Origin of the sequence: Serratia proteamaculans (assembly GCF_013337185.1) — a bacterium.
Lineage (GTDB): Bacteria > Pseudomonadota > Gammaproteobacteria > Enterobacterales > Enterobacteriaceae > Serratia > Serratia proteamaculans_D.
In genome coordinates this window covers 1,273,779-1,291,737 of the sequence record NZ_SWDE01000001.1, presented here as the reverse complement: position 1 = coordinate 1,291,737, position 17,959 = coordinate 1,273,779, and the positions used below count along the sequence as shown (strand labels likewise).

The window sequence follows — 17,959 nt, the reverse complement described above, 5'->3', positions numbered from 1 at the left end:
CTTGGGGCTGGGCGAAAAGGGAGCAACGAGAAGGACTATATAAAGAAGAAAAAGCCGGCGTGAGGTCTTCAGCCGGCTTTTTAGCGTGCATAGGGCAGGGGGAACTTAGCTCGCTTTTTTTACCAGCGGCAGATCGAAGGCTTTGCGTAACGCTTTTACAAAGGCCTGATCCTGACAGATGGTTTTACCTGGGCTATCGGAGAGTTTAGCCACCGGTTTGCCTTTGCATTCGACCAGTTTGATAACGATATTCAACGGTTTAACCCCTGGAATATCACAGGTCAGCCGCGTGCCTATACCGAACACCAGGTTGACGCGCTGGTAAAAGTGGCGATAAAGCGCCAGCGCCTTGTCCAGATCCAGGTTGTCGGAGAACACCAGCGTTTTGCTCATCGGATCAATTCCCAGCTTCTGGAAATGCGCGATGGCTTTTTCGCCCCATTCGAACGGATCGCCCGAGTCATGGCGCAGGCCCTGATAGCGCTGGGCAAACTGCGGGCCGAAATCACGCAGGAAGGCATCCATAGTGATGCAGTCGGTCAATGCGATACCGAGCTGATCGGGGTATTCGTCCAGCCAGGCCTGCAGTGCGGCTCGTTGACTGTTGGCCAACACCGGGCTTATCTGCTGATGCGCCTGGAACCATTCATGGGCCTGGGTACCGACTGGCGCAAGATCAAGCTGGCGTGCCAGATCGTAATTGCTGGTACCCACCAGATAAGGGAATTCGCTTTTCAGCGTGCTGACGATAGCTTGCTGTACAGGCTGGGAAAAACGGCGGCGGGTACCGAAGTCCATCAGCTTGAAGCGAGAAATATCCACATCGCTACTCATGGCTTTAAACTGCGCGAGTTTGTTGCGCAGGTGAGCTACTGCCATATCTGGCGTAACATCCGGTGAGCGGTGACGATGTACCACTTCGCTGATCACCGCCAGTAGCGGGACTTCCCACATGATCACTTCGCGCCACGGGCCGGCAATACGAATATGCAGCTTGCCCTGGCGGTTTTCGATCTGGACCTGTTGCGGATCGTAGCGGAAATCGCGCAGCCAGTTCAGGTAATCCTCACGGAAGAAGGGCAGCCCTGAGAGATAGTTGAACTCAGCGTCTGTCAGCGCCAATTGGCTCATCAGTGCGATTTGCGCACTAATTTCGTCGGCATATTCGCCAAGCAGCTCATCACCACGGCAGCGGAATTCTGCCGCCACGCTGATAGCGGGGTAGCGATGAAACACTGCTTGCTGCATATGAAGCTTGTAGGCATCAGTATCAAGCAGTGATGTCAAAATCGGGGAGGCGTATTGAGTCATAGCGCGTTACTGCATCCTCGTCAGGCGCGTGTCCAAATCCGGATAATCAAAAAAAGTGGGGGGAGTATACCCGGATTATCCTGTTATTGAAGCTGCATCACACCACAATTCATCGGAGCGGGTCGAGGATTAAACGTGCCTTTATGTTGGCTTGCCATCAGGATAGCGGTAGAAAAGTCAGATAAGCCTGTAAGGTGAATGACTTAGGCTAATTAGTCATAAAAATTATAATGTTAATTATTTTAAACAACAATTCAGATAAAACCGGTCGCGGTGTGAATGCCGATCCGGTCCTTGCCGTTATTTTTGCTGAAATAGAGCGCTTCATCCGCTTGTTTGATTGCCATCGGCAACAGCCGGATGTCGCTCACCTGGGCAATGCCGCAACTGGTGGTGAAGCGAACATTTTGCCCATTGGCTATGGTCAGGGTTAATTGGTGGGTGCGTTCGCGTAGCTTGGACATCACTTCGCGTGCATTCTCCAGCGTACAATTTCCGAGGATCACGGCGAATTCTTCACCGCCATAGCGACAGAAAATATCACTGGAGCGGAAGGTGCTCTGCAGCAGTTTACCGAAGGCGACCAACACCAGATCGCCGACATGGTGGCCGTAGCTGTCATTGATATTTTTAAAGTTATCAATATCAATCAGGCAAAAGGCCAGCGGGTAGCTGCTGGCGGCCAGCGATTCACACTCGCGGAAAAATTTGCGCCGATTATAGATGTTGGTCAAGGGGTCAAGAAATGAAGAGGCTTCCAGTTCTTTGATCAGCAAGTGTTTTTCGTTTTCCAGCGTCACTTTTTCCATCTGATACTGTTTGAGCTGTTTAATGGCATCGCTAATAGCCATTAACTCCTGACCGTAGAACACCTCATTGCGATCGATGTTCATATTACCGCGCGACAGCCGCAAAATATTATTATGTGTTTTCGTTAACCAGCGGCTGATATTGGAACAATAAACCAGCGTCGGCAGAAAAATAAACAGTGCGATCAGACCGGCCAGGGAAATCATGCCGTAAATGGCGGTTTGGCTGCCATAGATTTTATGCTGAGAGGCGGTGACCTCCAGCTCAAAACTACGCTGAAAAAGCCGCTGGGACAGCTCGCTGAGGTTTCTCACGTAGTGATAGATAGATTCAGTGGGATAAGCCGTATGGGTATCCACGGCGGTATACAGCCCGGTGGTAATACGGCCGATCTGCCGGGTCGACAGATGCTCGAGGATCTCATTGACCAGCAAGGTGGTCTGCACATCATTATAGGTCAGCTTCATAAATATCAGCCGGGTGCTTAGCGCACTCAATACCCCAGTCAACTGAACGGCTTTCAGATAGGCGCCCTTACGCTCTAGGGGGTTGGTATTGACGTCGATCACCTGATCGACCAGTTCAGTGACCGACATGTTCAGTCGGTTATTTAACCGCACGGCTTCCAGGAATAAAAACGAGTCGGCATCGACCATGCGGTTGTCGTAGCTATAACGGTAATAGCTCTTGCTGGCCTGAGAAATATAGTAGGCGCTATTGATATTAAACAAATTGGCATTGGCGTCCGTAATATGAGAAAGCTGCAGGTTGTCGTTATTCAGCAGTTGTTCCATCAGGCTGAGCATGGAAAGTGCCGCGACTTTTTGCCGAATGCCAAGCTGTTGCGATATTGCACTGTCGATATGCGGCCGAAAACGGGCGATTTTTTCCCGCGCCAATCGATCGGCGTCTTGCCACTGCTGTGGGGTAATTTCAGGATCTATCAGACTCAGACGTTTTAAACGGTGCGCTAATAAAGTGGCTTGAAAAGCTTCGGAAATCTCTTTGGCGCGGGTAATTTTGTACAGGTTAAGCTGGTTGTCGCGATAATCGGTATTGGCCTCGGCCAGCTCATCAGAAATGAACAGGGCGAAAGAGGACATCAGGGCAAAGGTAAAAAAATAGATCAGATATTTTACTTTCATATGCGCCGCGCGTCCTTGAGCCAGATTTGTTAATTATATCATTGTGGCTCCCAGGCTGTCTTGACTATACCCGCCGGGGCGCTACGACCCGCAAAGCGCTACTGATTAAGAGTTGCTTGCCCGCGGGCCCTGAGAAAGTCGTGCTGTTTACCCAGCGACTGACGCTTGGGAAATATAAAACCCTCAAGTTATTTTTTAGCATTAAATGCTGATTTCCATACCGCATCAGGTCAAGGTGCCTGAGTGAGTGGGCAATTCGTCGACAATATTAGGATCCACCTCCGATTTCTCCGCTCTGGTAGCCCGGCATCTCTGGGTTTTTTTTGTAGCTGTGATACAGTTTATTTACAATCAGGCTCATCGAGATTTCTGCTCTTTCCCCACGGCGAAATAACCCCAAGATGAAAGCCTGGCACCTGTAACTCACTGAGACGTCAAAGGGTTTTTATGACACAACAGCCACAGGCGAAGTATCGCCACGATTATCGCGCGCCAGATTACACCATCACTGACATTGACCTGGGTTTTGAGCTGGACGCAGAGACCACTCGTGTCACCGCCGTCAGCAAGATTAAACGCCAGGGCGCAGCCGACGGGGCACTGGTACTGAACGGTGAAGACCTGACGCTGGTGAGTATTGAGATCGACGGCCAGCCATGGACTGCCTATCAGTTGCAGGATAACAAACTGGTTATCGAGCAACTGCCAGCACAATTTACCATGACCATCGTCAATGATATTCACCCGGCGAAAAACACCGCGCTGGAAGGGTTGTACCTGTCCGGTGAGGCGCTGTGTACTCAATGTGAGGCCGAAGGTTTCCGCCACATTACCTATTATCTGGATCGCCCGGACGTACTGGCCCGCTTTAGCACCCGCATTGTGGCTGACAAGGCTCGTTACCCGTTCCTGTTGTCAAACGGTAACCGCGTAGGCCAGGGTGAGCTGGAGGACGGACGTCACTGGGTGCAGTGGCAAGATCCGTTCCCAAAACCTTGTTACCTGTTTGCGCTGGTGGCCGGTGACTTCGACGTGCTGCGCGACAGCTTCACCACTCGCTCCGGGCGTGAAGTAGCGTTGGAGCTGTTCGTTGACCGTGGCAACCTGGATCGCGCCGATTGGGCGATGACCTCGCTGAAGAACTCGATGAAATGGGACGAAACTCGTTTCGGACTGGAATACGATCTCGACATTTATATGATCGTCGCGGTCGACTTCTTCAACATGGGGGCGATGGAGAACAAAGGGTTAAATATTTTTAACTCCAAATACGTGCTGGCAAAAGCCGAAACCGCCACCGACAAAGATTACCTGAATATTGAAGCGGTGATTGGCCACGAATACTTCCACAACTGGACCGGCAACCGCGTGACCTGCCGCGACTGGTTCCAGCTCAGCCTGAAAGAAGGGCTGACGGTGTTCCGCGATCAGGAGTTCAGTTCAGATCTGGGTTCACGTCCGGTTAACCGCATCGATAACGTACGCGTGATGCGTGGTGCACAGTTCGCCGAAGATGCCAGCCCGATGGCGCACGCCATTCGTCCGGACAAAGTGATCGAAATGAACAACTTCTACACCCTGACGGTGTATGAGAAAGGGTCTGAAGTGATCCGCATGCTGCACACGCTGCTGGGTGAAGAGCAATTCCAGAAAGGCATCCAGCTGTATTTCGAGCGTCATGACGGTAGCGCGGCCACCTGCGATGATTTTGTACAGGCGATGGAAGATGCATCCAACGTTGACCTGTCACTGTTCCGCCGCTGGTACAGCCAGTCCGGTACGCCGTTGCTCACCGTGCGCGATGAATACGATGCCGAGCACCAGCAGTATCGCCTGCACGTCAGCCAGAAGACCGAACCGACCGCCGATCAGCCGCAGAAATTGCCACTGCATATTCCGCTGGATATCGAACTGTACGACGCGCAAGGCAATGTGATTGCTCTGCAGAAAGACGGCTCTGCGGTCAATAACGTCTTGAACGTGACCGAAGCGGAGCAGACATTCGTGTTCGACGGTGTGGCGCAAAAGCCGGTACCGTCCCTGTTGCGCGAGTTCTCCGCGCCAGTGAAGCTGGATTATCCGTACAGCGATCAGCAACTGACCTTCCTGATGCAGTATGCGCGCAATGAATTTGCCCGCTGGGATGCGGCGCAGAGCCTGCTGGCCACCTACATCAAACTGAACGTGGCCAAACATCAGCAGAAACAACCGTTGTCGCTGCCACTACACGTTGCTGATGCGTTCCGCGCCGTGCTGTTGGATGAGACGCTGGATCCGGCATTAGCCGCGCAAATCCTGACGTTGCCATCTGAAGGTGAAATTGCCGAACTGTTCGCAACTATCGATCCTGAAGCAATTGCTGCGGTGCATGAAGCGATCGTCCGTTGCCTGGCGAAGGAAATGGCCGACGAGTGGCTGGCGGTTTATAACGCCAATAAAACCGACGGTTACCGGGTGGAGCACGCTGACATTGCCAAGCGTTCGCTGCGCAATGTGTGCCTGGGCTATCTGGCCTTCGGCGATGAAGCGCTGGCCGATCGCCTGGTGTCCGAGCAATATCGTCAGGCAGACAATATGACCGACTCACTGGCGGCGCTGGCGGCGGCCGTAGCGGCACAGTTACCTTGCCGCGATGCGCTGTTAACGGCATTCGATGAGCGTTGGCACCAGGATGGTCTGGTGATGGACAAGTGGTTCGTGCTGCAGGCGACCAGCCCGGCGGCGGACGTGTTGACCAAGGTGCGTAGCTTGCTGAAACACCGTTCATTCAGCCTGAGCAATCCCAACCGTACGCGTTCGTTGATCGGCGGTTTCGCTTCCGCCAACCCGGCGGCATTCCACGCGGCAGACGGCAGTGGTTATCAGTTCCTGGCCGAGATCCTCAGCGATCTGAACCAGCGCAACCCGCAAATTGCCGCACGCCTGATTGAGCCGCTGATCCGCCTGAAACGCTATGATGCTTCACGTCAGGCATTGATGCGCAAAGCGCTTGAGCAGTTGAAGGGGCTGGAGAATCTGTCCGGCGACCTGTTCGAGAAGATCACCAAAGCGCTCGACGCGTAAGTCTGGAAAGGGACGGCATGCCGTCCCTTTTTTAATTCGCTACCCGGCGCGAAGCTTCAGCCAATTGCGGCGGTGACAATACTCGATCCAGCACTTCGGCCTCCAGTTCCGCCAGCCTGGCCGATCCCTTACGGCGTGGACGCGGCAGGTCAATGGTCAAATCCAACCCGATACGCCCTTCCTCAATCAAAATCACCCGATCCGCCAGCGCAATGGCTTCACTGACGTCGTGCGTCACCAGCAGTACGGTAAAACCATGCTGTTGCCATAGCCCTTCAATAAGCCCCTGCATTTCAATCCGCGTTAACGCATCCAGCGCGCCCAATGGCTCATCCAGCAGCAACAGGCGTGGACGGTGGATCAGTGCGCGAGCCAGTGCCACCCGCTGCTTTTGCCCGCCGGACAAGGCTGCCGGCCATTCATTGGCGCGATCGGCCAGCCCAACGGTTTCCAGCGCTTGCAGTGCGTCAGCTCGCCAATCACCCCGCAGGCCGAGGCCGACATTGTCGATCACCTTTTTCCACGGCAGCAGGCGTGCATCCTGAAACATCAGGCGAGTATCGTCCCTGGCACTGGCGAGGGGGGCATTGCCGGTTAATAACGCGCCGCTGCTGGCATTTTCCAGCCCGGCCATCAGACGCAGCAGCGTGCTTTTGCCGCAACCACTGCGGCCAACCACGGCGACGAACTGACCGGCGCTGATACGTAACTGGATATTGTCCAGTACCTTGCGGTTACCGTATTGCTTGGCAATGGATTCCAGCGTGACCGGCGTCCCCTGGGGAATACGTGCGGGAGTCGTCATAGCGCTTCTCCTTGCTTGAGTTGATAGGCCGGATGCCAGCGCAGCCAGACGCGTTCCAGCAATTGGGCGCTGACGTCCGCCAGCTTGCCGAGCAGGGCGTACAACACAATGGCCACCACCACCACGTCGGTCTGCAGGAATTCACGGGCGTTCATCGCCAGGTAGCCAATCCCCGAATTGGCGGAAATGGTTTCGGCGACGATCAGCGTCAGCCACATAAAGCCCAATGCGAAACGCACGCCGACCATGATCGAGGGCAGGGCACCCGGCAAAACCACCTGGGCGAATAACTGGAAACCACTGAGGCCGTAGCTGCGTGCCATTTCAAGCAGGCCCCGATCGATATTCTTGATACCGTGATAGGTATTCAGATAGATAGGGAACAGGGTGCCCAACGCCACCAGAAAAATCTTGGCGGACTCATCAATGCCAAACCACAGGATCACCAGCGGGATTAATGCCAGATGCGGCACGTTACGGATCATCTGTACGGAACTGTCCAGCAAGCGTTCGCCCCAGCGTGACAGACCGGTGATAAAGCCCAGCGCCAGCCCGATGCTGCCGCCGATGCTAAAACCGATCAACGCGCGCCAGCTGCTGATGGTCAGGTGTTGCCACAGTTCGCCGCTCTTGGTCAGCGACCAGAACGCGGTCACTACGGCGCTTGGCGCCGGCAGAATACGGTTCGACAGCCAGCCCGCTTCCACGGATATTTGCCAGACTGCCACCAGCGCTACCGGCAATGCCCAGGGGGCCAGGCGGTGCAAGATTCGTTGTGTGCCGTTTGCCATAGTGCGGCTCCTCAGCTTTGCGATGCTTTTTGTGGAATATAAATATTGGCCACCACTTCGCCCTGTGCTTTGGCGGGTCGGCGTGGCGCGGGCGCCTGGGTTTCCACCAGATCAAGATGCGGGAACAGCAGCTCGCCAACGCGATAGGCTTCTTCCAAATGCGGGTAACCGGACAATATAAAGGTGTCGATGCCCAGATCGGCGTATTCCTGCATACGCGCTGCCACCGTTGGGCCATCGCCAACCAGCGCGGTACCGGCACCGCCGCGTACCAAACCTACCCCAGCCCACAGATTGGGACTGATCTCCAGATGGTCTTTTTTGCCGCCGTGCAATGCCGCCATCCGTTGTTGCCCTACGGAGTCAAACCGGGCGAAGGCCTGCTGGGCATCGGCGATGGTCTTTTCATCCAGATTGGCAATCAGCCGGTCGGCAGCTCGCCAGGCTTCCTCGGTAGTTTCGCGCACGATGACGTGCAGGCGGATACCGAAACGCACCTGGCGACCTTTGGCTGCGGCCTTGGCACGAACCTCGGCAATTTTTTCTTTTACCTGCGCCGGCGGCTCGCCCCAGGTGAGGTACATTTCAACCTGATCGGCTGCCAGATCCTGTGCCGCGGCGGAGGATCCGCCAAAGTAGAGCGGTGGGCGCGGCTGTTGCACCGGCGGGTAAAGCAGTTTTGCGCCCTTTACCTGAATATGTTTACCGTTAAAATCGACGGTTTCTCCTTCCAGCACCTTGCGCCAGATATGGGTGAACTCCGCCGAGGCCTCGTAGCGTTCTTCGTGATTCAGGTGCAGACCTTCCGCCGCCAATTCATCAGGATCGCCGCCGGTGACCAGATTAAACAATGCCCGGCCGTTGGAAAGACGATCCAGCGTCGCCGCCTGGCGAGCCGCCAGAGTGGGCGAAATAATACCGGGGCGCAGGGCGACCAGAAATTTCAGTCGTTGGGTGACGGGGATCAGCGAGGCGGCCACCAGCCAGGAGTCTTCACATGAGCGGCCGGTAGGGATCAGCACGCCACCGAAACCCAGTCGATCGGCAGCCTGGGCGATTTGCTGCAAATAACCGTAATCGACGCTGCGGGCACCTTCCGTGCTGCCAAGATAGTGACCGTCACCGTGGGTGGGTAAAAACCAAAATACGTTCAGGCTCATCGTCAGTTCTCCTAAATTATTGTGCGCTTGGGTGCCAGATGCGTTGCGAAATATCGACTTTCACCGGCACCAGGTGGTTGGCATAAAACAGATCGGCGGTTTGCTGCTGAGCGGCGATGGTGTGTGCGTCCAGCGGTTTGATGGCGGTGGGTGGACGGTGATCCAGATAGGTCGAAATCACTTTCTCCGGCAGGCCCATGGCATTGGCCAGCAGCGTGACGCTTTGCGCACGATCGCTCAGGGTCAGCGCATCGGCCTGGGTCAGCGTATCGAGCACCTGTTGAATAAACGGCCCGTTGGCCTCGGTATAAGTTCGCACCGCCAGATAGAAGGAGCCGGTTTGATTCAGGTCGGTACCGTCACCCAGTACCCGTACGCCGCCCTGCAACAAGGCCGCGGAGTAGTAGGGATCCCAAATCGTCCAGGCATCGACATTGCCCTGCTGGAAAGCGGCGCGGGCATCGGCCGGGGTCAGATAGACAGGCTGAATATCGGTGAACTTCAGCCCGGCTTTTTGCAATGAGCGCAGCAGCAGATTGTGGGAGCTGGAGCCTTTCTGGAAGGCCACCTTGTGGCCCTTTAATTCTGCGACGGTTTTGATCGGGCTGTTCTCCGGCACCAGGATCACTTCTGCCTTGGGTTTTGGCGGCTCTACGCCAACATACAGCAGGTCCGCTCCGGCAGCCTGGGCGAAGATCGGCGGGATATCACCGGTACTGCCCAGATCGATACTGCCGACGTTCAGCGCTTCAAGCATCTGCGGGCCGGCGGGGAATTCGATCCAACTGATTTTGGTATTGGGAAAACGCTGTTCCAGCAGCCGGTGGGTTTTTGCCAGAACCAGACTGACCGATCCTTTTTGGTAGCCAATGCGAAACTGCGCCGGATCCTGTGCGCTGGCGGCATTGATCCATGCCAATGAGATGATGCCCGCCAATGCGCTGGTGCCAAGCCAACGGCCCAATGAAGAAAGTCGTTTCATATTTATTTCCTTATATGCTGTGCCGTCAGGCGGTTTGGCGGGCAAAAAGCGAGGGCGATAGCTTGGCTTTCGGCGGCTTGCGGCGGCCCAATGCCAGATAAAAGCTTTCCAGGGCTTCTTCCAGCCGGACCGTCAGATTTTCGGCCAGGGTGATTTTTTCGCCGTCCAGCACCACCTGACTGTCATCGGCAAATACCCCGTGTAGCACTTCCTGCGCTTTCAGCGCCGCCAGAACGGGCTTGAGGGCGTAGTCCACTGCCAACATATGGCCAATGGAGCCGCCGGTGGCCAGCGGTAATACCACCTTGTGGTCCAGCGCTCGCTCTGGCAGCAGATCCAGCAGGGTCTTCAGCGCGCCGGAAAACGAAGCCTTATACACCGGTGTCGAGACCAGCAGGCCATCGGCCTGCGCCAGTTGCTCGGTAAAGGCTTTGATCGCCGGGCTGTTAAAATTGGCATACAGCAAATCTTCGGCATCAAAATCGTGCAGGGTGTAGGAGATCACCTCCACGCCTTGCTGCTGCAACCAGTTTTTACTCAGAGAAAGCAGTGCTGCCGATCTTGATGGGATGCGAGGGCTGCCGGCCAGTGATATAACGCGCATTACCACTCCTTATAACTAAAAGTTAGGTTTAATCAGAAAATATTCGAGAAGTGTTTTAAACCTATCAGCAATAAGGTGGGTTACTTAAATCTCATTTTTTGATTTTGTTATGCGTAAATGAGGATTGGCGGCGGTTTGAGCCCAGGCTGGGGAAAACGATTGCGTAAAAAACGCTTTTTTTGCTTTTAATCAATTCCAATTGGTCAGGGGATACCGGATAATACGCCCCCGGTTTGCAACCGGGAAATCAGGAGAGTACATGTACTACCCCCTCATCAGAAAAGCGTTGTTCCAGCTCGATCCCGAGCGTGCGCATGAATTGACTTTTCAACAGCTTCGCCGTGTCACCGGCACCCCGTTAGAATTCCTTATTCGTCAGTCTGTGCCGACCAAGCCGGTAAGCTGCATGGGGCTCTCTTTTAAAAACCCATTGGGTTTGGCCGCCGGTCTGGATAAAGACGGCGAGTGTATCGATGCGTTTGGCGCCATGGGCTTTGGTTCTGTCGAAGTCGGCACCGTAACGCCACGCCCGCAGTCGGGCAATGACAAACCGCGTCTGTTCCGCATTGTCGAAGCCGAAGGCCTGATCAACCGCATGGGGTTTAATAACCAGGGTGTGGATAATCTGGTTGAAAACGTTAAGAAATCTCATTTCGGCGGTATTCTGGGGATTAATATCGGCAAGAATAAAGACACCCCGGTTGAGCAAGGAAAAGACGATTATCTAATCTGTATGGATAAAGTTTATCCGTATGCCGGTTATATCGCGATTAACATTTCGTCACCAAATACCCCGGGATTACGATCCTTACAGTATGGTGAGGCTTTGGACGATCTTCTGGCTGCGATTAAAAATAAGCAGCAGGAATTGCATGAGCGTCATCACAAATATGTGCCGGTGGCAGTAAAGATCGCGCCGGATCTTTCTGAAGAAGAATTGATCCAAATAGCCGACAGCCTGGTACGTCATAATATAGATGGCGTGATCGCGACCAATACCACGCTGGATCGTAAATTGATCCAGGGGCTGAATTATTGTGAGCAAATGGGTGGCCTGAGTGGCCGTCCGCTGCAGGCGAGCAGCACCGAAGTGATCCGTCGTCTGTCCCTGGAGCTGCAAGGGCGCTTGCCGATTATCGGTGTTGGCGGAATTGATTCCCTGATGGCGGCGCGGGAAAAAATGGCGGCAGGGGCTTCGCTGGTGCAAATTTATTCCGGATTTATCTTCAAGGGTCCGCGCCTGATTAAAGATATCGTTAACTACATCTAATATTTTTTCTTTCATTTTCCGCCGGGGGTTTATTTCTTCCCCCGGCTCGTCTATATTTTGTCCACTAGCATAAATATCGTTCGCGGAATTATCCGATGTTTAAGCGACTTGAGTGGTGATAAAATCACCTTTTAGGGTAAATATTGCGTGGCATGGGCAGCGAGAAGGATAAGAGATGAAGATAAAACCTGACGATAATTGGCGTTGGTATTTTGACGCTGAACACGATCGGCTAATGCTGGATTTAGCCAATGGGATGATCTTTCGCTCGCGTTTCCCAGCCAAAATGTTAACCCCGGATGCTTTCGATGAATGCTCTTTCTGTGTCGATGACGCCGCACTTTATTTTAATTATGAAGAGCAGTGCAAACAGATAAAGCTTAGCCATGAGCAGCGTGCTGAACTGGTATTAAATGCCCTGGTGGCTTATCGCTTCCTGAAACCGCTGATGCCTAAGAGCTGGCATTTTTCTCAGCAGCATTATCCGTTGCAGCCGAAGAACGGCGAACTGGCGGCGGTGAAAGTGATGGAGAGCGGCATTGAAGCCCGCCTGCTGGTGGTGGAAGCCGGTGACAACGCCAGCCTGTGCCTGCTGGCGCAAAATCAGCTTTCGCTGGCCGGCCGTACCATGGTGCTGGGCGATGCCATCAAAGTGATGCACGATCGCCTTAAACCCTGCGCGCAAGATGAAGCCTCAGCCCCGGCTTACGACAGGGCGATGTAAGGCCATTACGCCAACGTCAGATCGCTTTTGGGAATACAGCTGCAGCAAAGAATGGTGCCATTGTTGGCCACCGCACTTTTCTTCAGCGGTGCCACTTCGCCATTGACCAAAGTAATACGACAGCTTCCGCAAATCCCCGCGCGGCATGAATAAGGCACGCGGAGCCCTTGCTGTTCCAACTGCTCTAGTAATATCTGCTGATTGTTGCCGGTAAACACCGTTCCCGCGTAGTCAATAGTGACGCTCTGCGTACTGTCCTGCGGTGCCTGCACGCTTTCAACCACTTTACCTGCGCCATAAGGGCGTGGCGGCTTGGTGGATAACACTTCAACGGCATCGCCAACGCGGATAATACCGCTGTTGCGTGCCACCATATTCTGGCCAAAATCGACATCGCCATTATCGGCGGTGCGGAATTTCTGCAGGGTACTCAGCGGTTCACCACTTGGATGTTTACGTCCACGTTCGGTGCTGACGGTGGTCAGCACGCAGCGGCTGCAAGGTTTCACCAGATCAAACATCACGTCACCGACGCGGATCACCTGCCAGCCATCTTCGGCCCAGGCGCTGGCACCGGTCACCACCAGATTGGGGCGAAACTGTTCAAGCTTGATGCTGCCGGGGCAGCGCTGTTGCAGGTCGTTGAATGAGGCTTCGTTAATTAACAGGTAGGGATAACCGTCGGCGAAGGACAGGGGAATTTCCGGGTGCTTTTTAACGCGGCGGGTCAGTTCCGGGCCGAGCCAACGCAATTGCACTTCACGCTGGAAATAGCCGCTCAGCCAGCTATTAATTGCCTGCGGTGCAATCAGGGCGGTGAAATGGTTGCCCCAGACTTCGGTCGGCTGCGCTTCGGCGGCGAAATCGCTAAAGCGGATGGCGGCACTTTCTCCGTCCGGCGCGGTCAGGAACAGGCCGTCTGCCAGCAGTGCCGGAGTGAATAACACCATTTGCGGATATTGCCGCGCGGTAATAAAGGTGCCATCCGGCTCGGTGATCATAAAGGTGCGATCGAAAGCCAGGCCGCTACTGGAAACCTGAGCGTGGGAAAGTTGCAAACCTCGAAGCGATTTAACCGGATGAACGTAAAGTTTAGCTAGCGTAATCACCCTGATCCCCGTGCGATTAGTAAATAGAAGGGAGCAACTTTATGACAAGCGGTCTGGATTAGCTATAATGCGCAACAATTTTCTTTTTGGTGATAAGTACGATATGAACTCTCTGTTTGCCAGCACGGCGCGTGGACTGGAAGAACTGTTAAAAAGCGAACTCGAAGCGCTGGGCGCTCACGCCTGTAAAGTGGTACAGGGTGGGGTACATTTTCAGGGTGACGATCGTCTTCTGTACCAAAGCTTGCTGTGGAGCCGCTTGGCCTCACGTATTTTGCTGCCGTTGAATGAATTCCGCGTACACAGCGATCTGGATTTGTACCTGGGCGTACAGGCGATCGACTGGACGAGTATTTTTGGTGTGGATAAAACTTTCGCCGTTCACTTCAGTGGCGTTAACGAAGAGATCCGCAACAGCCAGTATGGCGCACTGAAGGTCAAGGACGCCATTGTCGACAGCTTTACCCGCAAAATTGAACAGCGCCCGACGGTGGCGAAGCAGCAGCCGGACATTCGCGTCAATGTGTTCCTGCAGCGCGATATGGCCAGCGTAGCGCTTGATTTGAGCGGTGAAGGCCTGCACCAGCGTGGCTACCGTGACCTGACCGGCCAGGCACCGCTGAAAGAAAGCCTGGCAGCGGCGATTGTGCAGCGTTCCGGCTGGCAGCCAGGCACGCCGATGCTGGATCCCATGTGTGGTTCGGGCACCCTGTTGATTGAAGCGGCGATGATTGCTTCCGATCGCGCACCTGGCCTGCATCGTCAACACTGGGGCTTTACCGCCTGGAATGGTCACAACGTCGATCTGTGGCGTGAAGTGATCACCGAAGCGCAGGTACGCGCTCGTCGTGGCCTGCAGGAAACCACCTCGCGTTTCTTCGGCTCTGATATCGATCGCCGGGTGATTGAAATGGCGCGCGGTAACGCCCGTCGTGCCGGCGTCGCCGAACTGATTACCTTTAACGTCAACGACGTAGCCAAACTGACCAACCCGCTGCCGGAAGGCCCAACGGGTACCGTAGTCTGCAACCCGCCGTACGGTGAACGTCTGGAAAGCGAACCGGCGCTGATTGCCTTGCATAATATGCTGGGTCGTATCATGAAAAGCGCTTTTGGTGGCTGGCAGTTGTCACTGTTCAGTGCCTCACCGGAGCTGTTGAGCTGTCTGCAACTGCGTGCCGAGCGCCAGTTCAAGGCTAAAAATGGCCCGTTGGACTGCGTGCAGAAAAACTACCAACTGGCAGAAAACCCATTGGGTGCCGGTGGCGTGCAGGTGGCAGAAGATTTTGCCAACCGTCTGCGCAAAAACCTGAAGAAGCTCGACAAGTGGGCCAAACAGCAGGGTATTGAGTGCTACCGCCTGTACGATGCCGACCTGCCGGAATATAACGTGGCGGTGGATCGCTACGGCAGCAAAGTCGTGGTGCAGGAATATGCACCGCCGAAAACCATTGATGCGCAGAAGGCGCGTCAACGTCTGTTCGACGTGATCAACGCCACGCTGGCGGTGCTGGAATTGCCGTCCAACCAGTTGATCCTGAAAACCCGCGAGCGCCAGAAAGGCAAAAACCAGTACGAAAAGCTGGCGCAGAAGGGCGAGTTCCTGCTGGTGGAAGAGTTCAACGCCAAGCTGTGGGTTAACCTGACTGACTATCTCGATACCGGTCTGTTCCTCGACCACCGTATTGCCCGCCGCATGCTGGGTGAGATGAGCAAAGGCAAAGACTTCCTCAACCTGTTCGCCTATACCGGCACCGCTAGCGTGCATGCCGGATTGGGTGGGGCGCGCAGCACCACTACCGTGGATATGTCGCGCACCTATCTGGAATGGGCAGAGAAGAACCTGCGGGTTAACGGCCTGACCGGCAAACAGCACAGATTGATCCACGCGGATTGCCTGTCATGGATGCAAAATGCCGACGAACAATTCGACGTGATCTTTATCGATCCGCCGACCTTCTCCAACTCCAAGCGGATGGAGAACACTTTTGACGTTCAGCGCGATCACCTGGCGCTGATGCAAGATTTGAAACGGTTGCTGCGTCGTAACGGGACCATCATGTTCTCGAACAACAAGCGCGGTTTCCAGATGGATATGGCTGGCCTGAGCGCATTGGGTCTGGAGGCGAAAGAAATTACCGCCCAGACGCAGTCGCAGGACTTTGCCCGTAACCGTCAAATTCATAACTGCTGGCTGCTTACCCATGCCGGCGAAGGAAAATAATTACTATGTCGTTAATTAGCATGTCCGGTGCCTGGCTTTCTTTCAGCGATGCACCCCTTTTAGACAACACCGAAATTCATATTGAAGACAACGAACGCGTTTGTCTGGTTGGGCGCAATGGTGCCGGTAAATCCACGCTGTTGAAGATCCTCGGTAAAGAAATTCCGCTGGATGATGGCCGGGTGATTTATGAGCAGGATCTGATTGTGGCTCGTCTGCAACAGGATCCCCCGCGCAATATCGGCGGAACCGTGTTTGATTTCGTGGCCGAAGGCGTCGCCGAACAGGCGGAACACCTGAAAGCCTACCACGCGATTTCACACCTGGTAGAAACCGACCCAAGCGAAAAAAACCTGACGCGCATGGCGCAGATTATGGAGATCCTCGATCACCAGGGCCTGTGGCAACTCGACAGCCGCATCAGCGAAGTGCTGTTGCAGTTGGGCCTGAACGGGGATGCGGAACTGACCTCGCTCTCTGGCGGCTGGTTGCGTAAAGCGGCGCTGGGCCGTGCGCTGGTTAGTTCTCCGCGCGTACTGTTGCTCGATGAACCGACCAACCACCTGGATATTTCAACCATCGATTGGCTGGAAGGCTTCCTGAAAGAGTTCCAGGGTAGCATCGTGTTCATTTCCCACGACCGTTCCTTTATCCGCAATATGGCGACGCGCATTGTCGATCTCGATCGCGGCAAGCTGGTGTCCTGGCCGGGCAACTATGATTTATACCTGCTGAGCAAAGAAGAAGCGCTGCGGGTAGAAGAGCTGCAAAACGCCGAATTCGACCGCAAGCTGGCGCAGGAAGAAGTGTGGATCCGTCAGGGCATCAAGGCGCGTCGTACCCGTAACGAAGGCCGTGTGCGTGCGCTGAAGGCGTTGCGTAACGAGCGTTCCGAACGCCGTGAAGTGATGGGCACCGCCAAGATGCAGGTGGAAGAAGCCGTTCGCTCCGGCAAAATCGTGTTTGAGATGGAAGACGTTAACTATCAGGTTGGCGGCAAAGTGTTGGTGCGTAATTTCTCCGCCCAGGTGCAGCGTGGCGACAAAATTGCGTTGGTCGGCCCGAACGGCTGCGGTAAAACTACGCTGCTGAAACTGATGCTCAGCCAGTTGAAAGCCGACAGCGGCCGCGTGCACTGCGGGACCAAGCTGGAAGTGGCTTACTTCGACCAGCACCGCGCGGATCTGGATCCGGAGCGCACGGTAATGGACAACCTGGCGGAAGGTAAACAGGAAGTGCTGGTCAACGGCCGTTCCCGTCACGTGTTGGGGTATCTGCAGGACTTCCTGTTCCACCCTAAACGGGCGATGACGCCGGTGAAAGCCTTGTCGGGCGGTGAGCGCAATCGTCTGTTGCTGGCCAAGCTGTTCCTGAAGCCTAGTAACTTATTGATCCTCGATGAACCTACCAATGACCTGGATGTTGAAACACTGGAGTTGCTGGAAGAGCTGATCGACGGCTACCAGGGCACCGTGATGTTGGTAAGCCACGATCGTCAGTTCGTTGATAACTCGGTAACCGAGTGCTGGATCTTCGAAGGCAACGGTGAGATCAGCACCTTCGTCGGCGGTTATTTCGATGCGCACCATCAACGCGCGACGGCAAAACCGATCCGCCAGGTCGCTGCCGATCAGAACAAGCCTGTGGCAGAAAAAAAGGCTGAACAGCCAAAGAAAACAGCAGCTAAACTGAGCTATAACCTGTTACGTGAACTTGAGCAGTTGCCGCAACGCCTTGAACAGCTGGAAGCGGAAATTACGGCGCTGCAGGCGCAAATGAGCGATGCTGATTTCTTCACTCGTCCTCACAGCGAAACGCAACAGGTGCTGACAGCACTGGCCACGGCCGAAGGGGCGCTGGAAGAGGCGTTCGCCCGTTGGGAAGAGTTGGAAGCGATGAAAAACGGCTAACCGTTGAAAATACCGCTCGCGCGCTGCTGCGGGCGGTATTGCCGTACCGGT

At 54.7% G+C, this 17,959-nt stretch carries 13 protein-coding genes; 5 read left to right on the top strand and 8 right to left on the bottom strand.

The features are described from left to right. Positions 1 to 105: 105 nt before the first annotated feature. Both pncB and FCL49_RS06085 read right to left on the bottom strand, forming a co-directional pair. Positions 106 to 1,311 carry a nicotinate phosphoribosyltransferase gene (gene pncB, locus FCL49_RS06090; RefSeq protein WP_174352825.1) on the bottom strand — a complete coding sequence of 402 codons (1,206 nt, stop codon included), beginning with the start codon at positions 1,309 to 1,311 and terminating at the stop codon, positions 106 to 108. 254 nt (positions 1,312 to 1,565) lie between these two features. Further along, on the bottom strand, positions 1,566 to 3,266 hold the full coding sequence (locus tag FCL49_RS06085) for a GGDEF domain-containing protein (RefSeq protein WP_174352824.1): 1,701 nt from the start codon (positions 3,264 to 3,266) through the stop codon (positions 1,566 to 1,568). A 447-nt stretch (positions 3,267 to 3,713) separates the two neighbouring features. Here FCL49_RS06085 and pepN point away from each other — a divergent pair, with 447 nt between their 5' ends. Further along, on the top strand, positions 3,714 to 6,329 hold the full coding sequence (gene pepN / locus FCL49_RS06080) for an aminopeptidase N (RefSeq protein WP_174352823.1): 2,616 nt from the start codon (positions 3,714 to 3,716) through the stop codon (positions 6,327 to 6,329). A 31-nt stretch (positions 6,330 to 6,360) separates the two neighbouring features. Here the strand turns inward: pepN and ssuB are convergent, their stop codons facing one another. The 5 genes from ssuB to ssuE are packed head-to-tail and all read right to left on the bottom strand — an operon-like array spanning position 6,361 to position 10,671. Beyond that, positions 6,361 to 7,134: an aliphatic sulfonates ABC transporter ATP-binding protein gene (gene ssuB / locus FCL49_RS06075; RefSeq protein WP_174352822.1), complete on the bottom strand. Its 774-nt coding sequence runs from the start codon at positions 7,132 to 7,134 to the stop codon at positions 6,361 to 6,363. Then, positions 7,131 to 7,925: an aliphatic sulfonate ABC transporter permease SsuC gene (ssuC, locus tag FCL49_RS06070; RefSeq protein WP_174352821.1), complete on the bottom strand. Its 795-nt coding sequence runs from the start codon at positions 7,923 to 7,925 to the stop codon at positions 7,131 to 7,133. The genes ssuB and ssuC overlap by 4 nt, the downstream gene beginning before the upstream one ends. Before the next feature lie 11 nt (positions 7,926 to 7,936). Further along, the gene (ssuD, locus tag FCL49_RS06065; RefSeq protein ID WP_135315949.1) at positions 7,937 to 9,085 is read right to left on the bottom strand and encodes an FMNH2-dependent alkanesulfonate monooxygenase; all 1,149 of its coding nucleotides are present in this window, start codon (positions 9,083 to 9,085) and stop codon (positions 7,937 to 7,939) included. A 16-nt stretch (positions 9,086 to 9,101) separates the two neighbouring features. Beyond that, positions 9,102 to 10,067, bottom strand: coding sequence for a sulfonate ABC transporter substrate-binding protein (locus FCL49_RS06060; protein WP_174352820.1), 966 nt, complete (start codon positions 10,065 to 10,067; stop codon positions 9,102 to 9,104). A 25-nt stretch (positions 10,068 to 10,092) separates the two neighbouring features. Next, complete coding sequence (ssuE, locus tag FCL49_RS06055; RefSeq protein ID WP_174352819.1) at positions 10,093 to 10,671, bottom strand: NADPH-dependent FMN reductase; 579 nt, start codon at positions 10,669 to 10,671, stop codon at positions 10,093 to 10,095. A 259-nt stretch (positions 10,672 to 10,930) separates the two neighbouring features. On the opposite strand from ssuE, the gene pyrD reads away from it, so the two are divergent. Both pyrD and FCL49_RS06045 read left to right on the top strand, forming a co-directional pair. Further along, the gene (pyrD, locus tag FCL49_RS06050) at positions 10,931 to 11,941 is read left to right on the top strand and encodes a quinone-dependent dihydroorotate dehydrogenase (protein WP_174352818.1); all 1,011 of its coding nucleotides are present in this window, start codon (positions 10,931 to 10,933) and stop codon (positions 11,939 to 11,941) included. Between the two features lie 175 nt (positions 11,942 to 12,116). Further along, positions 12,117 to 12,665, top strand: a complete 549-nt coding sequence (locus tag FCL49_RS06045; RefSeq protein ID WP_012006168.1) for a cell division protein ZapC — start codon at positions 12,117 to 12,119, stop codon at positions 12,663 to 12,665. Positions 12,666 to 12,670: 5 nt separating this feature from the next. Here FCL49_RS06045 and FCL49_RS06040 read toward each other — a convergent pair whose 3' ends face one another. After that, a complete protein-coding gene (locus FCL49_RS06040; RefSeq protein ID WP_174352817.1) occupies positions 12,671 to 13,774 on the bottom strand; it encodes a YcbX family protein in 1,104 nt (367 codons plus the stop codon). A 103-nt stretch (positions 13,775 to 13,877) separates the two neighbouring features. Here FCL49_RS06040 and rlmKL point away from each other — a divergent pair, with 103 nt between their 5' ends. Then, complete coding sequence (gene rlmKL, locus FCL49_RS06035) at positions 13,878 to 15,998, top strand: bifunctional 23S rRNA (guanine(2069)-N(7))-methyltransferase RlmK/23S rRNA (guanine(2445)-N(2))-methyltransferase RlmL (protein WP_012006170.1); 2,121 nt, start codon at positions 13,878 to 13,880, stop codon at positions 15,996 to 15,998. Positions 15,999 to 16,003: 5 nt separating this feature from the next. Further along, positions 16,004 to 17,908, top strand: coding sequence for an ABC transporter ATP-binding protein (locus FCL49_RS06030; RefSeq protein ID WP_174352816.1), 1,905 nt, complete (start codon positions 16,004 to 16,006; stop codon positions 17,906 to 17,908). Positions 17,909 to 17,959 lie beyond the last annotated feature (51 nt).

Bases quoted from the DNA above. Each gene is read 5' to 3' on its own strand.
- pncB (WP_174352825.1), bottom strand. From the start codon at position 1,311: ATGACTCAATACGCCTCCCCGATTTTGACATCACTGCTTGATACTGAT.
- FCL49_RS06085 (WP_174352824.1), bottom strand. From the start codon at position 3,266: ATGAAAGTAAAATATCTGATCTATTTTTTTACCTTTGCCCTGATGTCC.
- pepN (WP_174352823.1), top strand. From the start codon at position 3,714: ATGACACAACAGCCACAGGCGAAGTATCGCCACGATTATCGCGCGCCA.
- ssuB (WP_174352822.1), bottom strand. From the start codon at position 7,134: ATGACGACTCCCGCACGTATTCCCCAGGGGACGCCGGTCACGCTGGAA.
- ssuC (WP_174352821.1), bottom strand. From the start codon at position 7,925: ATGGCAAACGGCACACAACGAATCTTGCACCGCCTGGCCCCCTGGGCA.
- ssuD (WP_135315949.1), bottom strand. From the start codon at position 9,085: ATGAGCCTGAACGTATTTTGGTTTTTACCCACCCACGGTGACGGTCAC.
- FCL49_RS06060 (WP_174352820.1), bottom strand. From the start codon at position 10,067: ATGAAACGACTTTCTTCATTGGGCCGTTGGCTTGGCACCAGCGCATTG.
- ssuE (WP_174352819.1), bottom strand. From the start codon at position 10,671: ATGCGCGTTATATCACTGGCCGGCAGCCCTCGCATCCCATCAAGATCG.
- pyrD (WP_174352818.1), top strand. From the start codon at position 10,931: ATGTACTACCCCCTCATCAGAAAAGCGTTGTTCCAGCTCGATCCCGAG.
- FCL49_RS06045 (WP_012006168.1), top strand. From the start codon at position 12,117: ATGAAGATAAAACCTGACGATAATTGGCGTTGGTATTTTGACGCTGAA.
- rlmKL (WP_012006170.1), top strand. From the start codon at position 13,878: ATGAACTCTCTGTTTGCCAGCACGGCGCGTGGACTGGAAGAACTGTTA.
- FCL49_RS06030 (WP_174352816.1), top strand. From the start codon at position 16,004: ATGTCGTTAATTAGCATGTCCGGTGCCTGGCTTTCTTTCAGCGATGCA.